Below are 13185 nucleotides of genomic sequence, written 5' to 3'. Positions count from 1 at the left end.
CGGTGGCTGATCACGCGCCTGTCGCTCGCCGGCATCCGGTCGCGCGGTGTCCTGATCGACATCACGAACTACGTCATGCTCGAGCTCGGCCAGCCGATCCACGGCTACGACCTCGACCGTCTGCAGGGGGGGATCACCGTCCGTCGTGCGACGGCGGGCGAGAAGCTCGAGACGCTGGACGGCCAGGTGCGCACGCTGCACGACGAGGATCTGCTCATCACCGACGAGTCCGGCCCCATCGGTCTGGCGGGCGTCATGGGCGGTGGCCCGACCGAGATGAGCGATGCGACGCGCAACGTCCTGATCGAGGCAGCCACCTTCGACCAGGTCTCGATCGCCCGTACGGCGCGCCGGCACAAGCTGCCCTCCGAGGCCTCGCGGCGCTTCGAGCGCGGCGTCGACCCGCTCGTCGCCTTCGTCGCGGCCGAGCGCGTGGCGTCGCTGATGGTCGAGCTGGCCGGTGGCTCTCTCGACACCGAGGTCGGCGGATCGCTCGCCGAGACCTTCGCGCGCGACGCGATCGTCCTGCCGTCGGGGTTCGTATCGGGGCTGATCGGCGTCGAGTACACCGACGACGAGGTCGAGCGTGCGCTGCGCCTGATCGGGTGCACCGTCGAGCGCCGCGAGACCGGCTGGTCGGTCGTCGCGCCGTCATGGCGTCCCGACCTCACCGACAAGTGGACGCTGGCCGAAGAGGTCGCGCGCATCGAGGGGTACGACCGGATCCCGTCCGTGCTGCCCACGCCGCCGTCGGGGCGCGGTCTGACCTCCGCTCAGCAGGGCCGTCGTCGCGTGAGCAACACGCTGGCCGCGGCGGGCTTCGTCGAGACGCCCTCGTTCCCGTTCACGACCGCCGAGCAGAACGACCTGCACGGCTCGCCCTCGGGTGAGACGTTGCCGAGCGTCAAGCTCGCCAACCCGCTCGACGGTCTGGCGCCCTTCCTGCGGCGCTCGCTCGTCCCGGGCCTGCTGCAGGTCGCGCACCGCAACCTCTCGCGCGGGATCGTCGACCTCGCGCTGTTCGAGGCGGGCACGGTGTTCCTTCCCAAGCCCGGTGTGCAGTACGGCACCGCGTCGGTCCCGCCGCTGGCGGTGCGTCCCGACGCCGCGACGCTGACGGCGCTGGATGCCTCGATCCCGCCGCAGCGTCGGCACGTCGCCGTGCTGCTGACGGGGAACCTCGTTCCCAAGCAGCCGGGGCAGGCCGCGGTCGCGGCCGACCTCGCCGATGCGGTCGACGCCGTGCGGATCCTCGCGGGTGCCGCGGGAGTCGACGTCGAGCTGGTTCAGGCCCAGCGCGCGGCGCTGCACCCCGGCCGCACGGCGCGTGTCCGGGTGGCGGGTGCCGACGTGGGCTACGTGGGCGAGCTGCTGCCGACCGTCGCAGCGGCCGCCGACCTGCCGGGACGTGTCCTCGTGGCGGAGCTCGACCTGGATGCGCTCCTCGAGAGCGCGCAGAACCGCGTGGTCGTGGCATCCCTGTCGGGGTTCCCGGCGGCGACGCAGGACGTCTCGGTGGTCGTACCGGTCGGCACCGCGGCCGGAGACGTCCGCGCGGCGCTGCTCGAAGGCGGAGCTCCGCTCATCGAGGGGGCCCGTCTCGTGGACGACTACCGCGGCACCGGGGTGGCAGAGGGGACGAAGAGTCTGACCTTCGCGCTGCGGTTCCGCGCCGCGGACCGCACGCTGACCGCGGCGGAGGCGTCGGATGCCAAGCTCGCGGGTGTCGCGGTGGCGGCCGAGCGCTTCGGGGCCGTCTTGCGCGACGGCGAGCAGTCGGCGGGCGCGGAGGTCCCGGGTCGCTGACATGTCACCCGGACATGTGCCTGCCCTCATCGCCGGCGAGGGGGCAGTCGGAAGTGGCCGACGATGAGGGCAGGTGCGATCAGCATACCCCGGACTTGTCCCCCAAATGGGGGACAAGCTGAGAAATGTCGATGGATGCCCTCGCGTCGGCCGAGACGGGCGCCCTCTCGCGGCGGATTTGCTCCCGTCGGCGCAGGCCGGATACTCTCGCGGAATGTCGTCGATCGTCGTCTGCAACGAGGAGCTCTCCGTGAGCACCGTTGTGGTGCGTCGACGTCGGGTCGCACGCCGAGTTTCGGCGACCTCGTAACCCGCCGTCGGTCGGGCATACGGGCGTCGCCGCCCCGGTTCACGCTGAATGCAGCACCAGCCCCGACTCCTAAGGTGGATCCATGACCCTCTCGGTCGCCGTCTCCGGCGCCTCCGGCTACGCGGGCGGCGAGATCCTCCGCTTGCTCGCCGATCATCCCGACGTCGACATCCGCACGGTCACCGCGCACTCGAGTGCCGGGCAGCCCCTCCTCGCGCACCAGCCGCATCTGCGCTCCCTCGCGCATCTCGAGTTGCAGCCCACGACGCCCGAGGTGCTGGCCGGTCACGATGTCGTCTTCCTGGCCCTCCCGCACGGGCAGTCCGCGCAGTACACCGACGCCCTGGTCGACACGCCGCTCGTCATCGACGCCGGCGCCGACCATCGGCTCGTCTCGGCCGAGGACTGGGCCGCCTTCTACGGCGGTGTCCACCCCGAGCCCTGGGCGTACGGCGTTCCCGAACTCCTCGTGGGCGGGGGGAAGCAGCGCGAGCTCCTGCGCGGGGCCTCGCGGATCGCCGCCCCCGGATGCAACGCCTCGACGGTGTCGCTCTCGCTCGCTCCCGGCGTGGCTGCGGGTGTCATCGACCCGAGCGACATCGTCTCGGTGCTCGCGGTGGGCCCGAGCGGGGCCGGGAAAGCCGCGAAGACGAACCTTCTCGCGAGCGAGATCCTCGGCACCGCCAATCCCTACGCCGTCGGCGGCACGCACCGGCACATCCCCGAGATCCTCCAGGCGCTGCGCGCCGCTGGGGCGCCGGTCGACGGCATCCGGATCTCGTTCACCCCCGTGCTCGTCCCGATGGCGCGCGGGATCCTCGCGACTTCCTCCGCGCCGATCCGCGAGGACGTGACGGATGCCGAGATCCGCGACGCGTGGGAGAGCGCCTACGCCGCCGAGCCCTTCGTCGAGGTGCTCCCCGCGGGGACGTTCCCGAGGACGGCCGACGTGCTCGGCGCGAACGTGGCATCCCTCGGTCTCGCGATCGACCGCGCGGCGAATCGCGTCGTGATCGTCGCGGCCGTCGACAATCTGGTGAAGGGCACCGCGGGCGCCGCGGTGCAGTCCATGAACATCGCGCTGGGTCTCCCCGAGACCACGGCGCTTCCGACGAACGGAGTCGCCCCGTGAGCGTGACCGCCCCCGCAGGATTCGAGGCGGCCGGTGTCGCCGTCGGCCTGAAATCGACCGGCGCGCGCGATGTCGCGGTGGTCGTCAACCGCGGCCCACACAAGGTGGGTGCCGCCGTCTTCACCTCCAACCGCGCCAAGGCCAACCCCATCCTGTGGTCGGAGCAGGTCGTGCGCGACGGTGTCGTCGAGGCCGTGGTGCTCAACTCCGGCGGCGCGAACTGCTTCACCGGATCGTTCGGCTTCCAGACCACCCACCAGACGGCCGAGCGCGCCGCCGAGCTCCTCGGGGTCGGGGCCGGCGACGTGGTCGTGTGCTCGACCGGACTGATCGGCACCGGCGACGAGGTCTTCCGGGCCAAGGTGCTCGACGGGGTCGAGAAGGGCGTCGCCGCCCTCTCGGCGGACGGGGGCGAGGACGCGTCGCTGGCGATCATGACCACCGATTCCCGTCCCAAGCGCGCGGTTCACCACGGTGAGGGCTGGACCATCGGCGGCATGGCGAAGGGCGCGGGCATGCTCGCTCCCGGGCTGGCCACGATGCTCGTCGTCGTCACCACCGACGCCGTGCTCGACGCCGCCCAGGCCGAGGCGGCCCTGCGCGCGGCGACCCGGGTGAGCTTCGATCGCCTCGATTCGGACGGCTGCATGTCGACGAACGACCAGGTGACCCTCCTGTCCAGCGGTGCCAGCGGCATCCGGGTGGATGCCGACGAGTTCGCCGCCGCGCTGACCGCGGTGTGCGACGACCTCGCCGTCCAGTTGCAAGGCGACGCCGAGGGCGCCAGCCACGACATCACGATCCGTGTCGTCGGCGCAGCCTCCGAGGACGACGCCGTCGAGGTCGGCCGCTCGGTCGCCCGCAACAACCTCTTCAAGGCCGCGATCTTCGGACAGGACCCCAACTGGGGACGCGTCCTGGCCGCGATCGGCACGACGTCCGCCGACTTCGACCCGTACGACGTCGACGTCTGGATGAACGGTGTGCGCGTGTGCACCGCGGGCGGACCCGATCGTCCGCGCGAAGAGGTCGACCTGACCCCGCGCGCGACCGACCTCGTCATCGACCTGCGGGTCGGCGAGGCCGCGGCCACGATCCGCACCAACGACCTCACGCACGACTACGTCCACGAGAACAGCGCCTACTCCTCATGAGCGACATCGATATCCAGGACACCGATCCGGCCGAAGCCAGCGAGCGGGCGGTGACTCTCGTCGAGTCGCTGCCGTGGGTGCGCAAGTACCGCGACCAGGTGGTGGTGGTGAAGTACGGCGGCAACGCGATGGTGAGCGACGAGCTGCAGGACGCCTTCGCCGCCGACATCGCCTACCTCCGCTACGTGGGGGTCAAGCCCGTCGTCGTGCACGGCGGAGGACCGCAGATCTCGTCGATGCTCGAGCGGCTCGACATCCCGAGCGAATTCCGCGGCGGCTACCGCGTCACCTCGACCGAGGCGATCGGCGTGGTCCGGATGGTGCTGACCGGCCAGATCAACCCGCAACTGGTCGCCAAGGTCAACGCGCACGGACCGCTCGCGACGGGGCTCAGCGGCGAGGACGCGGGGCTGTTCGGCGGTCGCCGTCGCGGCGTCGTCGTCAACGGGGTCGAGCACGATCTCGGCCGGGTCGGCGACGTCGTCACGGTCGACCCGCAGCCGGTGCTCGATCACCTCGCCGCGGGCCGAGTGCCGATCGTGTCGAGCATCGCGCCCGACCTCGACCATCCGGGTGCGTCGCTGAACGTCAACGCGGATGCCGCGGCGGCCGCGCTCGCGGTGGCGCTGAAGGCCGCGAAGCTCGTCGTCCTCACCGACGTCCCGGGTCTGTACGCCGACTGGCCCAACCGCGACTCCCTCGTGTCGCACTTGACCTCGACCGAGTTGCGCGCGATGGTGCCGCGGCTGGAGTCCGGCATGATCCCGAAGATGCAGGCGTGCCTCGACGCCGTCGACGGGGGAGTGCCCACGGCCGCGATCATCGACGGCCGCGTGCCGCACTCGGTGCTCGTCGAACTTTTCACCAGTAAGGGAATCGGAACGGAGGTGGTCGCGTGAACGCGGACACGACACAGGAATCGACGTCGCTGCGCGGCCCTTCGTGGCAGGAGGATGCCGGACGCGACCTCGTGCGCAGCTTCGGCGACCGCATGGCGCTGTTCGTGCGCGGTGAGGGTGCGTACATCTGGGACGGCGAGGGCAAGAAGTACCTCGACTTCCTGGCGGGGATCGCCGTCGATGCGCTGGGTCACGCCCACCCGGCCTTCGTCGAGGCGGTCTCCACGCAGGCCGCCACCCTCACGCACGTCTCGAACTACTTCGCCACGCCGCCGCAGCTGGCGCTCGCGGCCCGGCTGAAGCGGCTCGCCGGCACCGGCGAGACCGGCCGGGTCTACTTCGCCAATTCCGGTGCCGAGGCCAACGAGGCGGCGTTCAAGCTCGCCCGCCTGCACGGCCGGGGCGCCGAGCGCACACGCATCCTGACCCTGAAGGGCGGGTTCCACGGACGCACGATGGGCGCGCTCGCGCTCACGGGCAAGCCGGCGCTGCAGGCCGACTTCCTCCCGATGGTGCCGGGGGTCGAGCACATCGACGCCACGGTCGACGCGCTCGAGGCCGCCGTCGACGATCGCGTTGCGGCGTTCATCGTCGAGCCCATCCAGGGCGAGGCGGGCGTCGTGGAGCTTCCCGAGGGCTATCTCGAAGCCGCGCGCGAGATCACCGCGCGCCACGGGGCCCTGCTCATCGTCGACGAGATCCAGACGGGTGCCGGACGCACCGGCGAGTGGTTCGCCTTCCAGCACGCGGGCATCGTCCCGGATGCCATCACCGTGGCCAAGGGCATCGGCGGCGGGTTCCCGATCGGCGCGCTCATCACCTTCGGAGCCGCGAGCGAGCTGTTCTTCCCCGGCACGCACGGTTCGACCTTCGGCGGCAACGCGCTGGGCACCGCCGTCGCCGGTGCCGTGCTCCAGGAGATCGAGTCCGCCGGCCTCGTGGCCAACGCCGCCGCCCGCGAGACGCAGCTGCGCGCGGGGATCGTCGCGCTCGGCTCGCCGCTGGTCGCGGGTGTGCGCGGACGTGGACTGCTCCTGGGTGTCGAGCTCACGAGCCCCGTCGCGAAGGCGGTCGTCGCTGCCGCGCAGGAGCACGGTCTGATCGTCAACGCCGCGAACGACGACACGATCCGTCTCGCGCCGCCGCTGATCATCGGGGATGCCGAGATCGCGGAGTTCCTATCCCTGTTCGGCGCGGCGCTGGCCACCGTCTCGGACGCCCTCATCCTCGAAGGAGCCCCCGCGTGACCCGCCACCTGCTGCGCGACGACGACCTGAGCCCGGCCGAGCAGGCCGAGATCCTCGACCTTGCGATCGAGCTGAAGAAAGACCGTTGGGCCCAGAAGCCGCTCGAAGGTCCTCAGACGGTGGCCGTCATCTTCGACAAGTCCTCGACGCGGACGCGCGTGTCCTTCGCGGTCGGTATCGCCGATCTCGGCGGCTCCCCGCTGATCATCTCCACCGCGAACAGCCAGCTCGGCGGCAAGGAGACCCCCTCCGATACCGCGCGCGTGCTCGAGCGGCAGGTCGCCGCGATCGTGTGGCGCACGTACGCGCAGGCCGGGCTCGAAGAGATGGCCCGGGGGACGCGCGTCCCCGTCGTCAACGCCCTCAGCGACGACTTCCACCCGTGCCAGCTGCTGGCCGACCTGCTCACGATCCGTGAGCACAAGGGCGAGCTGGCCGGTCTGACGCTGTCCTTCTTCGGCGACGGTCAGAGCAACATGGCGCACTCGTACGTCCTGGCCGGTGTCACGGCCGGGATGCACGTGCGCGTCGCGTCCCCCGCGGAGTACGCGCCCCGCGCCGACGTGATCGCCGACGCCGAGCGCATCGCCGCGGCGACGGGAGGGTCGGTGACGTTGACCTGCGACCCCGAGGGCGCGGCATCCGGGGCCGACGTCGTCGTCACCGACACCTGGGTGTCGATGGGCAAGGAAGAGGAGAAGATCGCGCGCATCCGCGATCTCGGTGGGTTCAAAGTCACCCCCGACCTCATGGCGCGCGCCGACGGCGAGGCGATCTTCATCCACTGCCTGCCCGCCGACCGCGGGTACGAAGTGGATGCCGAGGTCATCGACGGTCCGCAGAGCGTCGTGTGGGACGAGGCCGAGAACCGACTGCACGCCCAGAAGGCGTTGCTGGTGTGGCTGCTGCGTCAGGACCGATGACGCGGGCGAGCCGGGCCTGGGGCCGTTTCGACGGCCCGGCCCGGCTCGTCGGCATCGATCTCGCGCGCGGACTGGCGGTGGTCGGGATGCTCGCCGCGCATCTGGTGACGATCGATCCGTTCGATGCGGAGGACCCGTCGACCTGGCTCGACGTGGTCAACGGCCGTTCGTCGATCCTCTTCGCCACACTCGCCGGTGTCTCGATCGCGCTGGTCACCGGGGGCACGCGCCCCCTCGTGGGGCCCGCCCGTGCCCGCGCCGCCGGGCGGCTGGCCCTGCGCGGTGGCCTGCTCTGGGTGATCGGCATCCTGTTGGTGCTCACCGGGGTCCCCGTCTACGTGATCCTCCCGGCGTACGCGCTGCTCTTCGCGCTGTCGCTGCCGTTCCTCGGAATGCGGCCGCGCGGTCTCTTTCTGGCCGCGGCCCTCGTCGCGGCCGTCGCCCCGTGGGTCTTCCCCGTTCTCGACGCTGCTCCGCTGTGGAACGGACGCGGGGGAGAGGAGCTGCAGGCGCTGGTCGGGTGGGCGTATCCGTTCCCCGTCTGGATCGCGTTCCTCCTGGCGGGTATGGGTCTCGGGCGCCTCGACCTGCGGCGGCTGCCCGTGCAAGCCGCGATCACGGTGATCGGAGCGGCGCTGTCCGCCCTCGGGTACGGTGTCGCGATCGTGACCGGGCCGGCCGTGTCGGTGGCCGGGCCGTACGTCGCTGCGGTGTGGAGCGCCGAGGCGCATTCGTCGGGGGTGTGGGAGGTCATCGGCTCCGGTGGCTTCGCGATCGCCGTGATCGGGATGTGCCTGTTGGTGTGCCGGACGCCGCTGCGGTGGCCGGCGATCCCGATTCGGGCCGTCGGGTCCCTTCCGCTGACGGCCTACGTGGTGCAGCTGGTCGTGTGGGCGATGTTCGCCGCCGCGGTGCTCGGCGACACGTCCGACCTCTTCGGCGTGCGCGAGGCCGGACTGTTCCTGCCCCTGACACTGGGGCTCGTCGCCGCGTGCACGGCGTGGGCTCTCCTGATCGGCCGCGGACCGCTCGAGGCGCTGATCGACGGCATCGTGCGTCGCGTGGTGGGCGCGCCCGCCCGACCGGATGCCGCGCCCCCGGCGCCCGTGCCCTGACCCGGCCGGGTGGTGTCCGCTGCTCTCGCTAGGCTGGGACGCATGAGCAGCGAGACCGGTCAGGCCACGAACGAGGGCGCCCTGTGGGGTGCCCGTTTCTCGGGCGGGCCCTCTCCCGAGCTGGCGGCGCTGAGCCGCTCCACGCACTTCGATTGGGACCTCGCGTTGTACGACATCGCCGGTTCGCACGCGCACGCCGCCGCGCTCGAAGCCGCGGGCTATCTCTCCGCCGATGAGGCGCGCGACATGCACGCCGGTCTCGACGACCTCGCCGGTCGGGTACGGGCGGGCACTCTCGTCGCCGCTCCGAGCGACGAAGACGTGCACGGCGCCCTCGAGCGGGTGCTCATCGAGACGGTGGGCCCGGCCCTGGGCGGCAAGCTCCGCGCCGGACGCAGCCGCAACGACCAGATCGCGACGCTCGTCCGCCTCTACCTGCTCGACCACTCCCGAACCATCACGCGCGAGCTGCTCCGGCTCGTCGACGCGCTCGTCTCGCAAGCAGCCGCCCACGAGTCGGCCATCATGCCCGGTCGCACGCACCTGCAGCACGCGCAGCCCGTGCTGCTCGCCCACCACCTGCAGGCGTACGGCTGGGCGTTCGTCCGCGGGATCGAGCGCCTGCGCGACTGGTCGGTGCGGGCCTCGGTCTCGCCCTACGGCGGTGGTGCGCTCGCCGGGGCGACTCTGGGTCTCGACCCGCAGCTGGTCGCCGACCGCCTCGGCCTCGCGCGTCCGGCCGAGAACTCCCTCGACGGCACGGCGTCGCGCGACGTGGTCGCCGAGTTCGCGTTCGTCACCGCGATGATCGGCGTCGATCTCTCGCGTCTGGCAGAGGACGTCATCCTGTGGAACACGCGGGAGTTCGGCTTCGTCACCCTCGACGACGCCTATTCGACGGGGTCGAGCATCATGCCCCAGAAGAAGAACCCCGACATCGCCGAGCTCGCCCGCGGCAAGGCGGGACGACTGATCGGAAACCTCTCCGGTCTGCTCGCGACGCTCAAGGGTCTCCCGCTGGCCTACAACCGCGACCTCCAAGAAGACAAAGAGCCGGTCTTCGACTCGGTCCGCACCCTCGAGCTCGTCCTGCCCGCGTTCTCGGGGATGATCTCCACCCTCCGTTTCCACACCGACCGGATGGCCGAGCTCGCGCCGCAGGGATTCTCCCTCGCGACCGACGTCGCCGAATGGCTGGTGCGGCAGGGCGTCGCCTTCCGCGATGCGCACGAGATCTCCGGCGCGCTGGTGCGTGCGTGCGAAGACCGGGGCATCGGTCTGGAAGACGCCGACGATGCCCTCCTGGCATCCGTCTCTCCGTCGCTGACACCCGAGGTACGGGGCGTGCTGTCGATCGAGGGATCGGTGGCGAGTCGGACCGGCGCCGGCGGAACCGCGCCGGAACGGGTGAACGATCAGCGCGCCGAACTGGTGTCGCGCGCTCAGGCCGCCGCCCACTCACTCGGTATCTGAATCAGCTATTCGCTTATCAATCATGATCAATAAGCCATAAGCTGATCACATGATCGCCGCCGTCATCGCCGACATCGTCCGCTCCCGCGAGCTGGGCGATCGAGCCGAGGCGCAGCGTGCGATCGCGGCGGCCGTCGCGCGCACCGAAGGCGACATCCCGCTCGCGCTCGCCCCGCTCACGGCCGTGGTGGGCGACGAACTGCAGGGCGAGTACGCCACGATCGGCGCGGCCGTGGCATCGCTGCTTCTGGTGCGGCTGAACCTGCCCGATGGCGTGGATTGCCGTTTCGGGGTGGGGTTCGGCGAGGTGCGTCCGGTCGAGCTGGACGGGCGCACGATCCCCGAGGGGCCCGCGTGGTGGGCGGCCCGGGCGGCGATCGAGCGGGTCGAGACGATGCAGCAGCGCCTCGCGCCCCTCGCGCGCACGTGGGTCGAGGCCTCCGAATCCGCGGATGCCGCCGTGCGGCACGAGGTGGCGCTGGCGAATGCCTACGTGCTCTCACGCGATCACCTGGTGTCGTCGATGAGCGAACGCACGCGCCGTCTCACGTACGGCCGATGCCTGGGGCGGTCGCAGCGCGATCTCGCCGCCGACGAGGGCATCACGCAGTCCGCGGTGTCGCAGGCTCTCGCCTCCGCCGGGTCGGCCGCTGTCGTCGAGGGCTTCCTCACGCTGAGCTCCGGGAGTGCGTCGTGATCGCCGCGGGCCTGCTCCTGGTCGCGGTCGGCGGCGTCGACCTGGTGCGCCGCCTCGTCCCCGGTCGCCGCATCGTGGCGTTCGTGATCGCGGCCGCGGTGCTGGTGGCGCTGTCGGCCGGGGCCGATGCCATCGTCGCCGGCCTCCTCGCCGTCGCCGTCGCCGCGATCTGGACCTGGGTCGTGCCGGAATCGGGCCCGGCGCGGGCGGGACTCTGGCCCGTGGGGCTGCTGGGCGTGGCCGCCGCCGCCTGTGTGGTCGTGGCACCCGCACGTCCGAGCCCCGGACTGGTCGGGGCGGTGTGGGTCGCGTACGGTCCGCGCGAGGGCCTCTCCGTCGACGTCCTGTTCCTGGTCGCCGGCTGTCTGCTGTTCCTCCTCGAGTCCGGCAACGCCGTCGTCCGTATCGCACTGCGCGCCGAGATGGGGGAGCGCGTGGCCCCCTCCACCGGCGACGCTCCCGGAACCCTGCGCGGCGGGCGTCTGATCGGCCCGCTCGAGCGCATCCTGGTCTTCGCGCTGACCCTCGCGGGCGCCTACACCCTCTTGGCGGCGGTCCTCGCGGCCAAGGGCATCGTGCGTTTCCCCGAGATCTCGCGCGACGGCGAGGGCGGCGATCGCGCGGAGTACTTCCTCATCGGGAGCCTCGTCAGCTGGGTCACGGCGCTCGCCGCAGCGTTCCTCGTGTGGTGGGGTGTCGGGGGCGTCTGACCGGCGCCCGACAACCGAGGCGCCCGGTCGCCGCTGATAGCCTGGGAGAGTGTCCGCGCCCTTCGACGATGCTTCCGTTCGCGCTCTCGAGCCCGCCAACGACCCCGCCTTCGATTCGGTGTGGGACGAGCTGGTCTGGCGCGGACTGATCCACGTCTCGACCGATCAGGACGACCTGCGGGATCTCCTCGCCGGCCCCCCGATCGTCTTCTACTGCGGTTTCGATCCGACGGCGCCGAGCCTTCATCTGGGTAACCTCGTCCAGCTGCTCACGATGCGTCGGCTGCAGCTCGCCGGTCACCGGCCGCTCGGTCTGGTCGGAGGGTCGACGGGTCTGATCGGCGATCCCCGCCCTACGGCCGAGCGCACGCTCAACACGCGGGAGACGGTCGCCGAGTGGGTCGACCGCCTGCGTCTGCAGGTCGAGCGTTTCCTCAGCTTCGAGGGCGACAGTGCCGCGCGGATGGTCAACAACCTCGATTGGACGGCTCCCCTCAGCGCGATCGACTTCCTGCGCGAGATCGGTAAGCACTACCGGGTCGGCACGATGCTCAAGAAGGACGCCGTCAGCGCGCGGCTGAACTCCGAGGCTGGCATCAGCTACACCGAGTTCAGCTACCAGATCCTGCAGGGGATGGACTACCTCGAGCTCTACCGTGCGTACGGCTGCGTCCTTCAGACCGGCGGCAGTGACCAGTGGGGCAACCTCACCAGCGGCACCGATCTGATCCGTCGCGTCGAAGGGGTCTCCGCCCACGCCATCGGAACGCCGCTGATCACCAACAGCGACGGCACGAAATTCGGCAAGAGCGAGGGCAACGCGATCTGGCTGGATGCCGAGATGTGCAGCCCCTGGACGATGTACCAGTTCTGGCTCAACACCGATGACCGCGACGTCGTCGAACGCTTGAAGGTGTTCACTTTCCTCACCCGCGCCGAGATCGAGGAGTACGCCCGTCTCGTCGCCGAAGAGCCCTTCCGTCGCGCGGCGCAGAAGCGACTGGCGCGCGAGGTGATCACGACGGTGCACGGCCCCGAGGCAGCCGACGCGGTCATCGCGGCCACCGAGGCTCTTTTCGGTCAGGGTGATCTCCGCGCATTGGATGCCAGGGTGCTCCGTACCGCTCTCGAAGAACTCCCGCACGCGTCGCTCGCCGCGGGCTCGACGGTCGTGGATGCGCTGACGGCGACGGGACTCGTGAGCAGCTTGAGCGAGGCGCGGCGAGCGATCGCGCAGGGCGGCGTCTCCCTGGACGGCGAGAAGGTCGGCTCCGACGATGTCGTGGTCACCGGGTCTCTACCCGGGGGAGTGTCGGTCGTCCGTCGCGGCAAGAAGACCCTCGCCGGAGTGTTCGTCGGCTGACATGCCCTTCACGCCGAGCCACGCCGTCGTCGCACTCCCCTTCGTGCGCACGCGACTGGTGCCGGCGGCCATCGCCGTGGGGGCGATGACACCCGACCTGCCGTTGTTCCTTCGAGGCATGGTGCCGGATTACGCGATGACGCACGATCCGCTGTGGGTGCCCGTGACGGTGCTCGTCGCTTTCGTGCTTCTGGTGGTCTGGCGGTGCGTCCTGCGTCCCGCGGTGCGCGAACTCACGCCGAAGCCGGTCGCCGAGCGGTTGCCGACGGAGTGGGATGCCGGTGCCCGATCGGCGTTCCGCGAGACCGTCGGCGGGGGCGTCGCGGCCGTGCTCTGGCTCGTCGCCTCTCTCGCAC

At 71.1% G+C, this 13185-nt stretch carries 12 protein-coding genes; all 12 read left to right on the top strand.

Translation table 11 applies throughout. From position 1 onward, the window contains the following. On the top strand, positions 1-1806 hold a 1806-nt coding region (gene pheT, locus LQV45_RS08680; protein ID WP_230006653.1), incomplete at its 5' end, for a phenylalanine--tRNA ligase subunit beta. Positions 1807-2198: 392 nt separating this feature from the next. Next, positions 2199-3248, top strand: coding sequence for an N-acetyl-gamma-glutamyl-phosphate reductase (gene argC / locus LQV45_RS08675; protein ID WP_230006652.1), 1050 nt, complete (start codon positions 2199-2201; stop codon positions 3246-3248). Beyond that, a complete protein-coding gene (gene argJ, locus LQV45_RS08670) occupies positions 3245-4402 on the top strand; it encodes a bifunctional glutamate N-acetyltransferase/amino-acid acetyltransferase ArgJ (protein WP_230006651.1) in 1158 nt (385 codons plus the stop codon). The genes argC and argJ overlap by 4 nt, the downstream gene beginning before the upstream one ends. Continuing rightward, positions 4399-5301 carry an acetylglutamate kinase gene (gene argB / locus LQV45_RS08665; RefSeq protein WP_230006650.1) on the top strand — a complete coding sequence of 301 codons (903 nt, stop codon included), beginning with the start codon at positions 4399-4401 and terminating at the stop codon, positions 5299-5301. The genes argJ and argB overlap by 4 nt, the downstream gene beginning before the upstream one ends. Next, positions 5298-6548, top strand: coding sequence for an acetylornithine transaminase (locus tag LQV45_RS08660; RefSeq protein ID WP_290370225.1), 1251 nt, complete (start codon positions 5298-5300; stop codon positions 6546-6548). Before argB ends, LQV45_RS08660 begins: the two co-directional genes overlap by 4 nt. Then, entirely contained in the window at positions 6545-7471 is a 927-nt protein-coding gene (argF, locus tag LQV45_RS08655; RefSeq protein WP_230006649.1) for an ornithine carbamoyltransferase, read from the top strand. The genes LQV45_RS08660 and argF overlap by 4 nt, the downstream gene beginning before the upstream one ends. Continuing rightward, positions 7468-8586, top strand: a complete 1119-nt coding sequence (locus tag LQV45_RS08650; RefSeq protein WP_230006648.1) for a heparan-alpha-glucosaminide N-acetyltransferase domain-containing protein — start codon at positions 7468-7470, stop codon at positions 8584-8586. The genes argF and LQV45_RS08650 overlap by 4 nt, the downstream gene beginning before the upstream one ends. Positions 8587-8628: 42 nt before the next feature. Then, positions 8629-10059, top strand: coding sequence for an argininosuccinate lyase (argH, locus tag LQV45_RS08645; protein WP_230006647.1), 1431 nt, complete (start codon positions 8629-8631; stop codon positions 10057-10059). Between the two features lie 49 nt (positions 10060-10108). Further along, entirely contained in the window at positions 10109-10756 is a 648-nt protein-coding gene (locus LQV45_RS08640; protein WP_230006646.1) for a SatD family protein, read from the top strand. Then, positions 10753-11466, top strand: coding sequence for a hypothetical protein (locus LQV45_RS08635; protein ID WP_230006645.1), 714 nt, complete (start codon positions 10753-10755; stop codon positions 11464-11466). Before LQV45_RS08640 ends, LQV45_RS08635 begins: the two co-directional genes overlap by 4 nt. Before the next feature lie 49 nt (positions 11467-11515). Next, positions 11516-12829 (top strand): tyrosine--tRNA ligase, encoded by a 1314-nt coding sequence (tyrS, locus tag LQV45_RS08630; protein ID WP_230006644.1) that lies wholly within the window; start codon positions 11516-11518, stop codon positions 12827-12829. Position 12830: 1 nt separating this feature from the next. After that, a partial coding sequence (locus tag LQV45_RS08625; RefSeq protein WP_230006643.1) for a DUF4184 family protein occupies positions 12831-13185 on the top strand: 355 nt, incomplete at its 3' end.

It is taken from the genome of Microbacterium sp. Bi128 (genome assembly GCF_918698205.1).
Note: the sequence above shows the minus strand (reverse complement) of the source record. Positions and strands in the feature narration are given on the sequence as shown.

Bases quoted from the DNA above. Each gene is read 5' to 3' on its own strand.
- argC (WP_230006652.1), top strand. From the start codon at position 2,199: ATGACCCTCTCGGTCGCCGTCTCCGGCGCCTCCGGCTACGCGGGCGGC.
- LQV45_RS08640 (WP_230006646.1), top strand. From the start codon at position 10,109: ATGATCGCCGCCGTCATCGCCGACATCGTCCGCTCCCGCGAGCTGGGC.
- argH (WP_230006647.1), top strand. From the start codon at position 8,629: ATGAGCAGCGAGACCGGTCAGGCCACGAACGAGGGCGCCCTGTGGGGT.
- argB (WP_230006650.1), top strand. From the start codon at position 4,399: ATGAGCGACATCGATATCCAGGACACCGATCCGGCCGAAGCCAGCGAG.
- LQV45_RS08650 (WP_230006648.1), top strand. From the start codon at position 7,468: ATGACGCGGGCGAGCCGGGCCTGGGGCCGTTTCGACGGCCCGGCCCGG.